The organism is Gemmatimonadota bacterium, from assembly GCA_041390105.1.
GTDB lineage: Bacteria > Gemmatimonadota > Gemmatimonadetes > Longimicrobiales > Gaopeijiaceae > JAGQIF01.
This window is the reverse complement of record JAWKQO010000001.1, coordinates 1,714,957-1,731,187: the sequence shown is the minus strand read 5'-3', so window position 1 is coordinate 1,731,187 and position 16,231 is coordinate 1,714,957. Positions and strand designations below refer to the sequence as shown.

The 16,231-nt window shown below is 67.4% G+C and carries 12 protein-coding genes; 6 read left to right on the top strand and 6 right to left on the bottom strand.

The window, feature by feature from the left end:
* Nucleotides 1-197: 197 nt before the first annotated feature.
* The gene (locus tag R3E10_07610) at nt 198-923 is read left to right on the top strand and encodes a hypothetical protein (protein MEZ4415607.1); all 726 of its coding nucleotides are present in this window, start codon (nt 198-200) and stop codon (nt 921-923) included.
* Nucleotides 924-942: 19 nt separating this feature from the next.
* Here R3E10_07610 and R3E10_07605 read toward each other — a convergent pair whose 3' ends face one another.
* Complete coding sequence (locus R3E10_07605; protein MEZ4415606.1) at nt 943-1,728, bottom strand: hypothetical protein; 786 nt, start codon at nt 1,726-1,728, stop codon at nt 943-945.
* Between the two features lie 115 nt (nt 1,729-1,843).
* Between R3E10_07605 and R3E10_07600 the strand changes: the two genes are divergently transcribed.
* From R3E10_07600 to R3E10_07590, 3 genes are all read left to right on the top strand, one after another.
* Nucleotides 1,844-2,170, top strand: a complete 327-nt coding sequence (locus tag R3E10_07600) for a helix-turn-helix transcriptional regulator (protein ID MEZ4415605.1) — start codon at nt 1,844-1,846, stop codon at nt 2,168-2,170.
* Nucleotides 2,167-4,893: an ADOP family duplicated permease gene (locus R3E10_07595; GenBank protein MEZ4415604.1), complete on the top strand. Its 2,727-nt coding sequence runs from the start codon at nt 2,167-2,169 to the stop codon at nt 4,891-4,893. The genes R3E10_07600 and R3E10_07595 overlap by 4 nt, the downstream gene beginning before the upstream one ends.
* Nucleotides 4,894-5,045: 152 nt before the next feature.
* Nucleotides 5,046-6,281, top strand: a complete 1,236-nt coding sequence (locus R3E10_07590; protein ID MEZ4415603.1) for a hypothetical protein — start codon at nt 5,046-5,048, stop codon at nt 6,279-6,281.
* A gap of 3 nt (nt 6,282-6,284) precedes the next feature.
* On the opposite strand, the gene R3E10_07585 is transcribed toward R3E10_07590, so the two are convergent.
* Nucleotides 6,285-7,301, bottom strand: coding sequence for a crosslink repair DNA glycosylase YcaQ family protein (locus tag R3E10_07585; GenBank protein ID MEZ4415602.1), 1,017 nt, complete (start codon nt 7,299-7,301; stop codon nt 6,285-6,287).
* A gap of 45 nt (nt 7,302-7,346) precedes the next feature.
* The gene (locus R3E10_07580) at nt 7,347-8,015 is read right to left on the bottom strand and encodes an O-methyltransferase (protein ID MEZ4415601.1); all 669 of its coding nucleotides are present in this window, start codon (nt 8,013-8,015) and stop codon (nt 7,347-7,349) included.
* A gap of 198 nt (nt 8,016-8,213) precedes the next feature.
* Here R3E10_07580 and R3E10_07575 point away from each other — a divergent pair, with 198 nt between their 5' ends.
* Together R3E10_07575 and R3E10_07570 are read left to right on the top strand one after the other, a co-directional pair.
* A complete protein-coding gene (locus tag R3E10_07575) occupies nt 8,214-9,164 on the top strand; it encodes a hypothetical protein (protein MEZ4415600.1) in 951 nt (316 codons plus the stop codon).
* Between the two features lie 22 nt (nt 9,165-9,186).
* The gene (locus R3E10_07570; GenBank protein MEZ4415599.1) at nt 9,187-9,675 is read left to right on the top strand and encodes a hypothetical protein; all 489 of its coding nucleotides are present in this window, start codon (nt 9,187-9,189) and stop codon (nt 9,673-9,675) included.
* A 44-nt stretch (nt 9,676-9,719) separates the two neighbouring features.
* Here R3E10_07570 and R3E10_07565 read toward each other — a convergent pair whose 3' ends face one another.
* From R3E10_07565 to R3E10_07555, 3 genes are all read right to left on the bottom strand, one after another.
* On the bottom strand, nt 9,720-12,815 hold the full coding sequence (locus tag R3E10_07565; GenBank protein ID MEZ4415598.1) for a glycosyl hydrolase: 3,096 nt from the start codon (nt 12,813-12,815) through the stop codon (nt 9,720-9,722).
* Nucleotides 12,816-12,936: 121 nt separating this feature from the next.
* Nucleotides 12,937-13,521, bottom strand: coding sequence for a protein tyrosine phosphatase family protein (locus tag R3E10_07560; GenBank protein ID MEZ4415597.1), 585 nt, complete (start codon nt 13,519-13,521; stop codon nt 12,937-12,939).
* Nucleotides 13,522-13,535: 14 nt separating this feature from the next.
* A complete protein-coding gene (locus R3E10_07555; GenBank protein ID MEZ4415596.1) occupies nt 13,536-16,022 on the bottom strand; it encodes a TonB-dependent receptor in 2,487 nt (828 codons plus the stop codon).
* Nucleotides 16,023-16,231: the final 209 nt, after the last annotated feature.

Here is a 16,231-nt window from a genome sequence, read left to right as displayed (position 1 = left end):
GGGTGTCCCCTGATTCACGTATGGGGCCCTCTCTGCCCAGCGGGGCAGGTTGGCTCCAGTCCTCGACGGCGCGGAGGCTCGGGACCCCCGCGGGTGAACCCTGACACAGGTCGCGGGGACCTCTCGGTCCCTTCCAAAGAGGCGTCGCGTCAGGTTGAGGTGCAGCGGCCCCTGAACTCCGCTGGGGAGGGGAAGAGATGAGTATGCGCGTAGGCCTTGGGCTTTCCGCGCTGGTGATGCTTGCGTTCGTTCCTCCGCTGGCCGCGCAGCGACCCGAGCAGTTGTTCCCTCCGGCGGAGCCCCGCGGAGAGGCCGGTGGCCATCTGGTCGTAGCGATGCCGGTGGGCGAGTTCGGTGACTACGTCGACATCGGCGGTGGATTCGCAGGGTTCGGCGTGCTGTATCTCGATCCCGCTCGCGTGGTGGGGCTGCGTCTGGACGGCGCCTGGTTGATCTACGGTAGCCGCACGGTGCGCCGCCCGCTCAGTCCGACGGTGCCGTTCGTGGATGTGGACGTGACAACCCAGAACTGGATCGCTCGTCTCGGGTTCGGGCCCGAGGTCGCTCTCGGGAGTGGGCCGGTGCGGCCCTATCTGCACGGTTCCATCGGCTTCTCGTACTTCGCCACCACGACCTCGGTGGAAGGCAGCCTGAACACCGAACCCTTCGCCTCGTCGACCAACTTCGACGACATCACCTTCGCGCTGGCGGGTGGTGGCGGGCTGCGCATCCGCCTGAGCGGTGCAAGAGCACACCGCGTCTCGCTCGATGTGGGCTCCGAATACGTCCGCAACGGCCGAACCGAATACCTCCGCGAGGGCGGGCTCCGCGAGACGCCGGGGGGTGGCGTGCAGGCCGAGCCGATCCGCTCCAGGACGAACCTGGTGACGTTCTATCTGGGCGTGTCGGTGGGGGCGCCGTAGAAGGGCTGGTTCGGCGTGCCTAGCGCATGCAGGTGCGGATCTCCTGGTGCACGTAGCTGACTGCGAGCACGCAGTCGCGCGCCATCTCCGCACCGATCAGCACGAAGCCCTTTCCCTCGCCATCGCCCCAGCGGGGAAAGAGCTGGAGCGGGAGGACACGCGTCCGGCGCGCAGGATAGGACGCATAGCCCATACGGAAGTCGACGCTTCCGTCCTGAACTCCTGCAGTCCGGGACGCCGCTTCGCTGATGACCATGGTGGGACCGGCGAGGTCCAGCAGCGCTCCGAAGATCGCTCCCCCCATCTCCACATCGGTCCGGATCAGCATGTCGTGGATGACCTGGACGCCGACCGGGTTGGACAATGTGAAGCCGGGCCAGCGCACGGAGCGGGCGGCGGGTTTGAGCAGGAGCCGGCCATTGGGCGCATCGACCAGAACGTCGAAGGTGTTGAACGTCTCCGACCCTACGATCCCGCCGATCCCCTCCGGTGCCGGTCCGCCATCGAGCGCAGCGAGATCGTCCGGGACCACCTGGGCGGTTCCCAGGGCCACGGGCAGGCCGCCCAGGGTGAGCCCCCGACGGTCCTCGCCGATCCGGGCCGCGCCGGAGCGGGTCAGGAACGTGGCGCCCAGCCCCAAGACGAAGTCCATCTGCGCGCCGGACGCCAACTGCACCGGCACGAGGAATCTCCCTGCGACGGTCCGCAGCGGGATCTCGATCGCTCCGTCCGGCGCCTGCTGCGCCTCGAGCACGCCCGGCAGAAGCCCGAGCAACGCCGCTCCCACCATTGTCGTTCGGCGCATCTCCACCCCACCGCTTCTAGGTATGGCGAAATTGTGAACACTACTGTACACTTCGGCTGAGCCGAAGACAAGAGGAGCCGCCAGAGGCCGGCCGGAGGCCGCCGAGGAGGTGGGAGTGGGGCGTCCGTTCGGACACGCGGTGACCAGCATCCTCGCCGCTCTCGAGGGTGGGGTGAGCTACGGCCTGGATCTGACCGAGCAGACGGGCCTTCTGCCGGGAACGGTCTACACGACCCTACGTCGCTTGGAAAAGCGCAAGCTCATCGCGGGCCGCTGGGAGGATGCGGAGCTCGCAGAAGCCGAGCGCCGGCCGCGACGCCGCTACTACGCGCTGACGGCCGCAGGCGCCAGAGCACTTGGGGAGGCCCGCGCGCGCGTGGGTGGACCTCTCCCCGGCGTGCGTTCCGACGGCCTACGCATCGTCGGAGACGCCGAGTCGTGACCCACTCGGGCCACGAGTGGCGGCCCGATGCCCTCACCCGCTGGAGCCGGCGCCTGCTTCGAGTGGCGGCGCGACTCGTACCAGGGGACGGACGTCGGGAGTGGTTGGACGAGTGGGAAGCGGAGTTGTGGCAGCTCCGTCGGTCGGGGCAGGGAGGTGGAGCGCGGGTTGCGGCCTTCTTGTTCGGCGCGTTCTGGCACGGGGCCTGGGAGTGGAAGGAGGGGTGGACGATGGAGTCGGTCCTGCAGGATACCCGCTACGCGTTGCGCACGCTGGCGCGTAGCCCCGGGTTCGCGGTCGCCGCGCTGATCATGCTCGCGTCCTCGATCGGTGCCAGCACGGCACTGTTCACGGTGCTGGAGGAGGCGATCCTTTCGGATCCGCCGTTCCCCGAGCCCGAGCGTCTCGTGGTCGTCGACCAGATGGTCGGCATGACGCCAGCCGAGATGGGTGGGACCCGGTGGTCCTATCCCCGCTACCAGGATCTCATGCGGGACGTCTCGTCGATCGAGGTGGCCGCGGGGTACGAGCGGCGCACCATGACGCTCACGGAGCTGGGCGATCCGTCGGTTGCGTCGGTGGAGGTCGTAACGCCCTCTCTATTCGAGCTGCTCGGGCTGGAGGCGGCGAGAGGCCGGCTGTTCGGCCCGGACGACGAAGACGCGGGCGCGCCGCGGATGTTGGCCCTGGTGAGTCACGATTTCTGGGCCCAACGCTTCGGCTCGTCCGACGCCGCCATCGGGAGCAACCTCACGCTGGACCAGTTGCGGTTCGAGATCGTGGGGGTCCTACCTTCGACGTTCCCCGGCCTGACGGGCGAAGCCGACATCTGGCTTCCCATGGCCGCCTTGCGCGAGGTCGAGAACGACAGCGCTCTGGACGACGCATGGAACATGCACTTCCTGGTCCTGGCTCGGTTGGTTCCAGGCGTAACGTTGGCCGCAGCCCAGGAACAGGTGCGGGCGTTCGGTGCGACCCTCAAGGAGCGCTTCCCGGCGCCCGTGGCAGCGTCCGAACTCCTGTTCGGTGCCGATCTGATGACGTTTCGTGAGGCGCGCTCGAACCCGACCGCGCAGGCATCGCTGCTCGCGCTCTTCGCGGCGGTCCTGCTGCTGCTGTTGGTCGCGACCGCGAATCTGGCTGCGTTGCTGGCGGCGCGGGGAGCGAGCCGGCAGCAAGAGGTCGCGGTCCGCACCTCGCTGGGAGCGGCTCCCGGCCGGATCCTGCGGCAGATGCTGACGGAGAGCCTGGTGCTGGCCGCGCTGGGTGGCCTGGCCGGCACCGTCCTGGCCGGGTTGGGTGTGGACGTGCTGGGTGGGTGGCTGGCCCAGGCCGTCGGCACGACGGGAAGGCGTGCGATCGTCTACCTGGACCCCGCAATGCTCAGCATCGACTGGCGGGTGGTGGTGTTCGCCACCTTGCTGACGGCCGGAGTCGGTGTCGGTTTCGGCCTCCTCCCAGCGTGGCGGGCGGCCCAGAGCGATCCCAACGCGTCCCTGCGCGGCGGGCGCCCACCGACGCGACGCACCGCGTGGAGGCTCGGGATCACCGGGAGCAACGGCTTGATCGTGCTCCAGGTCGCCGTGGCGCTCGTGCTCCTCTCCGGCGCGACGGTGATGATCCGAAGCCTGTCGAATCTGCAGCGGGTAGACCTTGGGTTCGATAGCGAGCGCCTACTGACGGCCACCTACGCGCTCACGACCACCGATCGTCTCGCGGGAATCGATCCCGGCACCTTCCACACCGCATTCGTGGACCGCGTGCGAGAGCTTCCGGGCGTGAGCGCGGCCACCCTGGGGTCGATCCCCATGGGCAGCCCCACCTGGCGGGCCATCGTGATGGGCTCGGACGGACGTCCCCAGCTCGATCCCACGGCCCACACCTGGCTTCGCATCCAGCCCGTTCCCGAAACACACCTGGCGACGATGGGCATCGAGCTCATCGAGGGCCGCGACATCGAGCGCACGGACGACGAGACGAGCGAGCCTGTGATCGTCCTCGGCGAAACCGCCGCGCGCTACCTCTTCCCCGATGGCGGAGCGATCGGGCGCCGCATTCGCTTGAGCTGGTCCGAGTTCGGGTTGGGTGGAATGGTCGTGGGGATCGCGAGGGACGTCACCTACGACGGGCTGGGCCAACCACCGGGGCTGCAGGGTTACGTCTCGGTGCGGCAAGCACCGCGGCTGGAAACCGGCATCATGGTGCGCACCACGGGCGACCCCACGTCGGTGGTGGCCGCCCTGCGCGCAGCGTTGGCTGAATTGAACCCGAACGCCGTGCTGACCTCCGTCATGTCCATGGACACCCGCCTGGCCGACATCACAGCGCGGCCCCGCGTGGTCACGATGCTGCTGAGCCTCTTCGGGGGCGTCGCTCTCTTTCTCGTGGGGGCGGGGCTCTACGCAACGATCGCGTTTGCGGTGGTGCGCCGGACGCGCGAGTTGGGTCTGCGAGCCTCCCTCGGCGCCCCCCGGGGGCGACTCGTCTTGTTGGTCTTGCGGCAGGAACTGGCGGTCACCGGGCTCGGCATCCTGGCCGGACTGGCTGGGTCCCTATGGGCCATGCGCTTCCTGGAGGCCCTGGTCTTCGGTGCGGACACCACCGACCCGCGCACCTTCGCCGTGGTATCCGGGCTGCTGTTCGGAGTCGCGTTGCTGGCTGCCTACCTGCCGGCGCGCCGGGCGCTACGCATCGATCCGGTGGTGGCGCTGCGGGCCGAGTGAGGGAGTAGCCGCTTTCGGTGCGGTGATTGGAACGGTGAACTCCGAGTTCCCCGCGACGGGTCCTTCCGCACTGTGTTCGCCCCACCGACGCGCGGCTGATAGGTTGCGGATGCGTCCAAGCAGAACGGTGCTCCCACGGCGAGGGATCCCACATGGCGAAGCTGCCCGCAGCGCTCCTGATCGCCTCCAGCCTGGTTGCCACCTCCTGTGCCGAAGGCCCGGCGCCGCGCCCGTTCAGCGCCCGAGACAGCGCGGGTGTACGGATCGTCATGAGCCAGGCCCCAGTGGCGTCCAGTCCGTGGACCTTGGACATCCTCCCGAGCGCCGAGATCGGTGCGGACGCGAGCGACACGATGCAGGTGCTTTTTCGTGTCTCCGACGGGACTGTTCTGGAGGACGGCAGCATCGTCCTCGCGACCGGCGCGGCACCGATGCTTCGCTGGTTCGATGAGCAGGGCCAGTATGTGCAGGGGACGGGCCGGCAGGGTGGTGGCCCAGGCGAGTTCGGATCTGCCCATGGAGCGCGAATTCAGTGGCTCTGGCCCCTGGGGGACTCGGTGGCCACCTGGGAGCACGCGGAACGCCGGATGCAGGTCTTCGGGCCGGAGGCCCGCTATTCACGGATGCTGCAGCTCGAACCTCCGACCGATCCTGGCTCCTATCCACAACTGGTCGGCCCGATTGGCGAAGGATTTCTCGCCTTTCTCCTCGAGATGCGTCCACCGGGTGTGTTGGGTGCCGTTGAGCGCGATCCGATCCGGTTCGTTCGATATGGACCCGATGGCAAGTTCTCGAACCAGGTGTTCGAGGGTTTGGGCTACTCGTACATCACCTACTTGTGGAAACGACCGGACGGTACGGAAGACAAGACCCGGGGCCGCCCCCCCTTCTCGCGCAATCCCGTCGCGGCGGTTGGCAACGAGCGGCTCTACTTCGCCGATAACGAAGCGTATTCCATTGCGGTGCTGACCCCGGAAGGCACGCTGCAGTCGTTCATTCGTCGGCCGGAACTGGGGCGAGCGCTCACGACCGAGATGGTCGAAGCGTACAAAGCGGCCTCGTTGGCCGGCGCCCCGGAGGACCCCGAGGTGCGGCGCCGCTGGAAGGAGACGCTGGACGACGCGGTCTATCCGGAGTACCTCCCGTGGATTCGCCAGATGCTGATCGACCGGATCGGCATGCTCTGGGTCCAGGAATACGTACCGCAGACAGCACTCGAGGCCACGTGGAGCGTGTTCGATCCATCGGACGGACACTGGCTCGGTGATATTGTCTTGCCGATGGCCTGGCAGGTCCTGGAAGTGGGGGCAGACTACGTCTTGGCGGTTGTGCCCGATGATTTCGATGTGGAACGGGTCCGTCGCTACGCGTTGTACCGCTCCAAATGACCCTCAGTCCGCCCACTGCACGACGATCGGATCCCGAAGCCCGGGCAGAGGCAGCGACCCGGCTTCGGCCGCGACCGCGTCGCGGGCGGCGCGCGCGAGGCGTTGCCAGGGCTCGACGGTGAGCACCGCTCCCGCACGCCGCCAGATGCCGACGATGTCTCCGTCGACCATGACCGCTCCCGGCCACACGCGGGACGTCCAGAGGGCGGCCCGGCGCGTCGCGTCAGGAACCAGCAAGGCTCGATCGTCTCCCTGCAGCAGGTAGTAGGCGTCCCCACTCGGGAGCAGTCGGGCTGAAGCTGCGGGTACAGCGGGTTCGCGGAATGCTGCTTCGTCCTCGCTGAGGATGGAGGCATCGCCCGCGGGTGTGCGCACAGGTGTGAGCTCGGGCTGAAGGGTCTGGTACGCCCCGCGAGCCTCCCGTGCGCCGACACCGGCCCAGCGCGTGAAGGCGTCGACCGTGGTTGGGCCGAACACGCGCAGGTGCCGACGGGCGAGCTCCAGGCGGGCGTCCAGTGGATCGAGCGTAGGCGGCGAAGTGACCCGCACGGTGGGCTGGTGCGCGCCGTCCCACCGGATCAGGAGACGTCCGGTGAGGGTGGCGTAGCGCAGTCGGTTCCGTGCCTCTCCCAGCGCCCGCTCCGCGGCGTCCGCCGGCATCTCCCGACCTTCCAGAAGCGCGTCCAGGCGCGCGGCCATCCGCTCGAAGGTGCGCTGCTTGGCCGGGGAGTCGGGCATGCGCCCCACGGTGAAGATCGGGTGGTCCCCAGACGCCACCACGTAGGCGCTGTAGCGCGGACCCCAGATCTGGACCCACGCGGTGTCTTCCAGCGCGTCGGGCGCGGTGGCACTGACGCGTGCGTGGAGGGAGAGCAGTGCGGCACGCGGCATACTGTCCTGGAGGCCCGCCCGCGCGGCGTGCGCCCCCGAGAGGGGGCCCGCTGGGAGACGTGCGTCCAGGGCACCGACCCGGCGTCGGAACCGGAGGATCTGCTCCCGGGTGAGACCCAGCCGCGTCATCCGCGAAGGACTCGCGCGCGCAGAGGCCGCGGGACTGCGCGTGCGCTAGCGCACAAGGGCGAGCGCGAGTCCGTCGTGACCCTTCCGCCCCACCGTCTGGAGGATCGTGGAAGTGATCCCGTGCGTCTTCGCCAACAACGCGTTGAAGCGCCGGACCCCCTGAACCGCCTCCTCCTCGTGGTTGGCATCCAGCACCGTGCCGCTGCGGATCACGTTGTCCGCGATGATCAGCGTGCCTGGCCGCGAGAGCTGGAGTGCCCACCGGAAGTAGTCGGCCATCGGCGGCTTGTCTGCATCGATGAAGATGAGGTCGAACGGGTGGGCGCCCTGGTCGCGCAGCTCCTGCAGCACATCGAGCGCGCGACCACCCCGAATCTCCACCAGATGAGCCACGCCGGCCCGCTCCAGGTTGCGCTGCGCGACTGCCTGATGCTTCGGGTCGGCCTCGATGGTGATCAAGCGCCCGTCGGGGGGAAGCGCGCGCGCCATCCAGATGGTGCTGTACCCGGCCAGCGTGCCCAGCTCGAGAATCCGCGTCGCGCCTCGCGTCAGGGCCAGCAGGTGCAGGAAGCGGCCGTGGACCGGCGAAACGCTGATCCGGGGCATATCGGCCTCGGCCAGCGACGCCTCGACGGCGGTCAGGTCTGCGTCGTCGCCGCCGTAGAGCCCCTCGACGTACGCGTCCACCTTGGCAAAGAGTTCCTCGTTGACCATGTGCGCTCCATAGGCCCGACAACGTGCGGAGTTCCCGCGTCGTCTCTTCCGGGAATCCGCGAGTCGCCCTGCCCCGGCTCCGCGGCCCATCTCGGGCGGTCCCACCGATGTCCTGTTTCGACCTGGGGTGACGCCTCTTCAGGTCACACCCACGCCGCCTACGGGCGGCCCGATCGCACCACCCACCCGGGAGGCCCCATGCGCATCCCGCGCCTTCCCCCCCTTCGTGTCCTCGCCCTGACGCCGCTGGCCATCGGTGGCGGCTGCCACTGCGCGAGTGTGACCAACAACGCCGGCGCCGACAGCGCCGTAGTGCTCGTCGACGGCAACCTCGGCGGCACCTGCGTGAATGATTCGATCTACCGGATCGTGGATGGACCCGTGAGCCTGGGTACCTTCGACGCTCCGGGTGCCTGCAACACCGAGATCATCGTCTTTTCCAACGGAGACGCGGTCGCGCTGGCTGACCCCAGCAGTGTGTTTTCGTCCTCATACGGCACGGTGACCATCGATCTGACCCCCGATCGTATCGTGGTGCCCGTCGTGGTATGGCGGGCCGACGGGGGCTCCGGTGCCGGCGCGCCGGCGGCCGGCGAGATTGCACTGGCCGACACCCTCTTCGACGAGAACCACGGAGGAATTGCGTTCACGGCCACGTATCAGAACGTGGCAACGGCCGATTCGACCACCATCAACCAGGTGGCGATCGACGTCTGGAACGGAGGTTTCTGCACGACTTCGTCGATTACGAGCGACGCCACCATCTATACGGCGGGTCAGATCAACATCTACTACACGAATGAAGCGTTCACTGGTTGGCACTGCGGAACCGACAACATCATCATGATCGGATCCCTGGCTCAACCCGAGTCGCTGACCCACGAGTTGGGACACGCGTTCAGTCTGGGACACACGAACAGCGTCGACTACGACGGGGATGGCGTCCTGGACTTCGCCGCCAACAACATCATGGTGGGCGGTGGCTTCGGGCGGGACCACTTCTCCGAAGGCCAGGACCTGCGGATGTCCCTGAATGCCAGCTCGGACCTGAACGGGCTGGGCTACCGCACGGGCGCCACGCGTACCTGCCTGGATTCCGACATCACGGACACGTGTCCTTGGCTCGCCCTGGACGGCGTGCCCAACTGACCCGCGTGTCGAGGAGACTACCATGAAGATCGTCGTCATCGGCTTGGCGGGGCTACTCCTTGCGGGATGCGCGCCCAAGTCCCAGCCGCCCGACGCGGAGACCTCGCAGGTGCCCCCGAGCCAGGTCCCGGCCTATCCTACCGATCCCGTCGGACGTTGGATGGAATGCGAGGAGTGTGACGAAGGCGAGCGCCAGGCAGTGGTCGCAATGGGGGGGGCGGCGGTGCAAACCCTCGCCGGCTATCTGAACCAGGGCCCTCCGGCCGAGCGCGTCGCGGCACTGGAGCAGGCGTTGCGCGGCTCGTATGCGCGGCGCGCCGACACCACCATCAGCGAAGCGCAGTGGGTGGCCCGGTACCGGGCCAACTACGAAGCGAAGTACCGCATCCGCGCTGCCGAGGCACTGGGCGCCATCGGCGGCGCGGAGGCCCAACGGGCGCTGAGTGGCTTCGATACCGCCTCGGCGCGCTCCGATGTGCGGGAGGCGGTGCGGAGGGCGCTCGGAGGCTGAAGAAGGCCGGCGGCGGGCCTGCGCCCGCCGCCGACTTCGGTCCGTCATCCGACCAGCCGCGCCCTCCGTACCAGCTCCGCGTACTCCTCCTCCCGGATCCGGGCCAACGCCTCGGCCCGCTCGCGGATCCCCTCCACCAGCCGTTGGAAGAGCTCTTGCTCTCCGTCCGTGGGGGGCGCGTCGGCCATGGAGGCGAAGTTCATCAAACGGGCCAGCTTGGAGTCGATGCCCGTGGGTTGGGCGATCAGGTCCTGGCCCGCACGAGCACGGTACTGCACCAGGCGCTCCTCCAATGGATAGAGCTTGTCGTTCAGGCGCTTGAGCGCCTCGACCAGCTCCTGCCGATTCCCACCCGCCTCGACCAGGCGCTCGGCTTCGGTGCGCAGGTCCCGGATCTCCTTCACCAGGTCCATGGTCTCGCTCAGCCGGTCCCGCACGCCGATCAGGAAGTCGTGCTGTGCCATCAGGTCCGCATCCGTGTAGTGGATGCGCGGGTCACGCAGGATCTGGAAGTCCTGGCGCTGGGTGCGGCCGTCCGCCACCAGCTCGACCGTGTAGGTGCCCGGCGCGGCCAGAGGTCCCTGCGGGCTCCCCTGGAAGACCGCGTCGTCCAGCACGCGAGCACCCGGGTAGCGCATGTTCCAGATCCATGTGTTGGCCCCTTGGCGGGCGGGAGCGTTCTCAACGCTGCGCACCACCTCGCTGCCCTTGAGAATGCGCAGCGTCACCGAACCGGTCGGGCGATCATGGAAGTAGTAGGGCACGACCACGCCGCTCGGTGGGTTGCGGCCCGCAGCGCCCCCTCCCGCGTAGTTGGCGACCAGGTCCGCGCCGTCCCGGAAGCGGATGGTGTTGCGGGGCCTGAAGAGGTGAACGGGTTCCGCCATGGCGGCGGCGCTCAGCTGATGGAGCAGCGCGACGTTGTCGAGGATCCAGAACGAGCGACCGTGGGTCGCGATGGCCAGGTCGCCCTCCTTGACCTGGATGTCATGCACCGGCACCACGGGCAGATTGTGGTTGAGCGGCTGCCAGTGCGCCCCGTCGTCGAAGGAGACGTACAGCGTCCGCTCCGTCCCCGCATACAAGAGGCCCGGCCGTGCCGGGTCCTCGCGGATCACCCGCGTGAAGTCGTTGGCGGGAATCCCGGTGGTGATGCGCGTCCAGGTGGCTCCGTAGTCCTTGGTCTTGTAGAGGTAGGGGGTCTGATCGTCCAGTTTGTAGCGCGTGGCCGCCACGTAGGCGCTTGCAGCGTCGTGGTGACCCGGTTCGATGATGCTGATCAGCGCGAACTCCGGCAGATCCGGGATGTTCACCTTGGTCCAGTTCGCGCCGTTGTCGCGAGAGACGTGAATGAAGCCGTCATCGGACCCGGCCCACAGCACGCCTGCCTGGGCGGGCGATTCCGCGAAGGCGAAGACGGTGGCGTACCACTCGGGTCCGTATGCTTCGCGCGTGATGGGGCCCCAGTACTGACCCGGCTCGGGATGCTCGTAGGAGGGCGTACGTTCGATGGTGCTGGGGTCGGCGCGCGTCAGGTCCGGGCTCACCACCTCCCAGCTCTGGCCTTCGTTCGTGGTGCGGTGCACGAACTGGGAGGTGACGTAGAGCACGTCGGGATCGTGTGGTGACGTCATCACCGGATATGTCCACCAGAAGCGATACAGCATGTCGGCCGCGCCCCACCCGTAGTAGGTCTCCGGGTTCGGCGAGATGTCGCGGATCTGCTTGGTGCTGTGGTCGTAGCGGTACAGCCAGTGATGGTCGCCGGCGTACACGATGTTGGGGTCGTCCGTGCGCGGCGCCACGTATCCGTCCTCACCACCACCCACGGTGTACCAGTCCTCCACGGTGACCGAGCCGTAATCCGAGCGGCTAGGGACGGAGATGGTGGTGTTGTCCTGCTGGGAGGCGTAGAGCCGGTAGGGGAAGCCGTTGTCCACCGCGACGTGGTAGAGCTGCGCCGTGGGTTGGTTCATGATGCTGGACCAGGACTGGCCTCCATTGAATGAAACGGTGGCACCGCCGTCGTTGGCGTTGATCATCCGCAGCGGATTCTCCGGATCGATCCAGAGGTCGTGGTTGTCGCCGTGGGGTGCTTGCACCAGCTCGAAGGTCTCGCCGCCGTCGCTCGACTTCCAGAAGCGGACATTGAGCACGTAGACCGTGTTGGGATCCTTCGTGTCCGCAAAGATGTGATGGTAGTACCAGGGACGCTGCGTGAGGTCGGCGTTGTCATTGACGCGCGTCCAGGTGTCACCGGCGTCGTCGGAGCGGAACACTCCCTTCTTGCCCAGCTCGGCGTCGATGATGGCCCAGAGCCGGTCGGGACGAGCCGGCGAGACCGTGATGCCGATGCGCCCCTTGAGTCCGTCCGGCAGGCCAGGTCGGTCTGTGAGCTCGGTCCAGGTGTCGCCGCCGTCCGTGGACTTGAAGAGGCCCGTGCCCGGTCCGGCGCTGGTGAACCCCCACGGATAGCGACGGAGCTGCAGCAACGACGCGTAGAGCACGTCGGGGTTGGTCGGGTCCATGATCAGGTCGATGGCACCGGTGTCGTCGTCGCGGAACAGGACCTTCTCCCAGGTGGCGCCACCATCCCGGCTCCGATACACGCCGCGGTCGGGACTGGGGCCCCACGGGGTGCCCAACGCCGCGACGTACACGAGATCTGGATTGGTGGGGTGCACCCGCACGCGCGCGATCTGGCTGGTGGCGGCGAGCCCTATGTGGGTCCAGGTGCGCCCGGCATCCGTGGAGCGGTAGACGCCATCGCCGATGGACGCGTTTCCGCGGATACAAGCCTCGCCCATGCCCACGTAGACGATGTCGGAGTTGGACGCTGCCAGCGCGATCGCGCCCACGGAGCCCGTGTGGAAGGAGCCGTCCGACACGTTGGACCAGTTGAGGCCTCCGTCTTCGGTCTTCCAGACGCCGCCGCCCGCCGTGCCCTGATAGAAGGTGAAGTCGTGCTGTGGGTCTCCTGCTACCGCCAGGACCCGCCCGCCTCGAGTGGGTCCCACCATGCGCCAGGACACCAGGTCCAGATAGGAAGCGTCGACCGTCTGGGCGGGAGCGGTCGAAGGCTGAAAGCCGAGGAGTGCGACGAAGAGGAGCGAGCGCGCGCGCATGACCGACATCTCCATCCGGAAGTCCTAGGGACCGCACGAGGGTCCTGCGGGGATGGTGGCGCGCGGGGCGGGGAGGGGCAAGGGCGACGCGGCTGCCCTGGGCCGATGCGGGTCGCCGCCCGAGAGGGAGGATCCGTCAGCCCGCCTGGCCGAGCTCCGTGCGGGCGCGCTCCAACAGCCTGGCCCAGGCGTCGTTCTCTCGCGGGTCCCACACAGCGTTCATCGTGGCACGCGCTTCGGCCTCCGGCATGCCCTCGACCAACGTCCGGCATAGATAGACGAAGGCCGACGCCCGCATGTTGGCGAAGCAGTGCACGTAGACCTTGCGATCCCTGTTCGCACGCATGACATCGAAGAACATGCGAACGTCCGCAATCTCCGGTTCGTCCCACACCACGGGAATGTGCACATAGGTGAGGCCCTCCTGCGCGACCAGGAAACCCTCCCTGCCGTTCCTCTCCTCGTCGGCTACGGCCAGGTTGATGATCACCTGATAGCCGGCCTCCCGAATGAGCGGGATCTGGTCATAGCCGATCTGACCAGACGACGCCAAGCGCTCGGAGACGATCTGGAAGTTGCGCACGGTCGCGAGGGGTGCGGGGGCGGGCTGCTGGGCCAGGACTCCACCCACGGGAATGGAGGCCAGCAGGCACGCGCTCAGTCCGAGTCTGCCCATGGCTTCGATGGCGCTACGGATCGCCGATCGGATCAGAAGCTGCATCTCCCGCTCCAACCTCAGCCGAAGCGCCAGCGGATGCCCACCGTGGCGACCTGCGTCTCCATGAGGTTCTCGTACAGCGCGGTGAATCCTTCCCCCTCGACCTCACGCCGGATCCCGAAGTCGTTGAAGATATCGGAAAACGTGAAGATCAATTCGGCATTCTGATCGGCGAGCGGCCACTTGCCCGAGACATCCACGGAGGAACGGGCGCGCTCGAAACCCTGCGGGACGTTGCGGCGTCCGTAGCGGATAAAGCTGAGCTGGACCTCGCCATCGCCCGGAACCCGGATGCGGTTGTTCACGGTCAGGTCCCAGGTATCGAGCGACGATGCCGACAAGGAGAACGGGCGTTGGGTCGGGAAGTACAACGTGGTCTGGAGCGCGTCCACTTCGTTGCGGAACCAGTTCACGCTCCCGGAGAGCAGCCAGGGACCCGCGATCTCCTGCTGTACGATCACTTCCACGCCTGTCTGCGTGGAGTTGCCGGCGTTCTCGTAGATCTTGTTGACGATGTCGTAGTTGGCGTTGGAGTCGTCGATCGCGAAGATGCGCAGGAAGGCGTCGGAGATGTCCCGCCGGTAGAGGGACGTGGTCCAGGATCCGCTGGTCCAGGAACGACCGTACCCGAGCTCGTAGACATTCGTGAGTTGTGGCCGCAGGAAGGGATTCCCGACCTTGAGCAGCTCGGGGTCGTCGTACTTGGGGAAGATGCGGAGCTCTGGTTCGCCAGGCCGGTCGATGCGGCGATTGTAGGCTGCAATCAGGCGATCCGAGCTGGAGAACGCCCAGGTCAGCTTCACGTTGGGAAAGAGCTCCAGATAGTCGTACGCATCGCTGCCCGGATAGTAGATGTTCTCCGTCGGGATCCGGTACTCGACGCTGGTCTGCTCCAGGCGCAGTCCTCCCTCGAGCGTGTAGGTGTCGGTGATGCGCACCAGATTGAGGTAGGCGGCGTAGAGGTCCTCTTCCCAATCCGAGTGGTCTCCCAACCCGTCGTAGATGACGCTCTGCACGCCACGGTCCACGGTGTAGGTGATGGGAAGCCAGCGGCGCTGCAGCTTGCCTCCGAGCTCGACCCGGCCGCTCGCCAGGGGGCGCACGAAGTCGAGGGTCAACGGCACGGTGTTTTCGACCGCCTTCAGGTGCGTGCCGTCCCTGCCCACGCGGACCGGTGAGTCCTCGTTCAGGAAGTACTCCTCGTCCTCCCAGCCCCGCGTATACTGCAGGTTGACGTCCAGCTCCTGACCCGGCGTCGCGAACTGGTGCTTCCAGTTGGCGGTGACGTTGACGAATCCGGTGCTCTCGTGCTCCCGCCAGAACCAGTAGCGGAGCCGCTCTCCCGTGGAATCGAGGATGAACGGCACCTGGGCGCGGTCGGTGTGCGACTCGAAGTCCCAGATCCCGGAGACCGTGAGCATGTTCACGTCATCGAGTTGGACATCCGATCCGCCGTTGAAGATGTAGTGCGTCTGCACCCGATTCTCGGGTACCTGCGACTCGATGACCCGACCATCATCGTAGAAGCGAGTCGTGAACTCGTTGTTGGGCAGATCGTGCTGACGGAACACCTCGCCGTGCCCGAATGCGCGCACGCGATCGGTGTTGTACGCCAGGCTCACGCTCGGGATGATCTTCTCGTTGGTGGAGAAGCTGCCCAGTTCGGTGGGGAGGTCGGGCCGCTGCTTGGAGAACTGTCCCAAGCCCAGCGAGAGGCCGAAGTCCCCCGAAAGGCCGAGCTGCTGCTCCTGCCTGTAGATGATGTTGATGATGCCCGCCATTCCTGCAGCGTCGAAGCGGGCCGACGGGTTGTTGATGATCTCGATGGCCTCGATGTTGGCCGCGGGCACATTGTCCAGGCCACGTTGGCTTCCGAACCCGGTCAGACTGGACGGCTTTCCGTCGATCAGGATGGCTACGTGGTCACTGCCCCTCAGCGAAACCTTGCCGTCCTGGTCCACCGTCACGCCGGGGAGGTTGCGCATGGCATCCAGGAGAGACCCGGTGGTCTGGGCCGCGGCCTCGCCGATCCGGAACACCTGCGTCTCGACCCCCGCCGTGCGCACCGCTTCCACCGTCACGCGCAACTCGTCGATGCTCCCCACCGCCGTCAACCGGATATCGCCGAGGTCGTAGGAGAGGTTCAGCGCGGAGACCAGGAGGGGAACGGACTCCGGGAAGAAGCCGGGGAACGAGACGTGAACTGTGTAGCGCTCCGGGGTCAGGCCTCGCAGGACGAAACGCCCGTCCTGCCCTGCGATCGCGCCGGACAGGGTGTCGCCGCTGGAGGTGCGCTCCACCACCACGGTGGCCAGGCCGATCGCGGAGCCGTCGACGGCGCTCACGGCGCGCCCGGCTACGGTGGCACCTTCCTGACCCGCCAGCGGGGCTGGGACGGTGCCGATGAGGGCCGTGGCAAAGACCAGAAGAGCGAAGGGGACGGCGGAGCGGCGTCGATCCGGGCCCGGCCGCAGCGATGCGTGCGACCATGAGAACAAGGACATGGCGTTTGGATTGCCTCGAAAGTGTGCGTTCCCTCTCCTAGAAGGTGGAACACCTCGGGAGGGGCCACAACACGCCTCGCAACACCTGTGCCCGGCGGCCCGTTCCAACGCTCGCCGGGCGTGGCCGCTGAACCGGAGCGAGAGTCCAGGGGTAGGCAGCCCCCGTTGATGACGCCATGCGAGGGCGGCCGGAACGCGCCAAGGGCGTT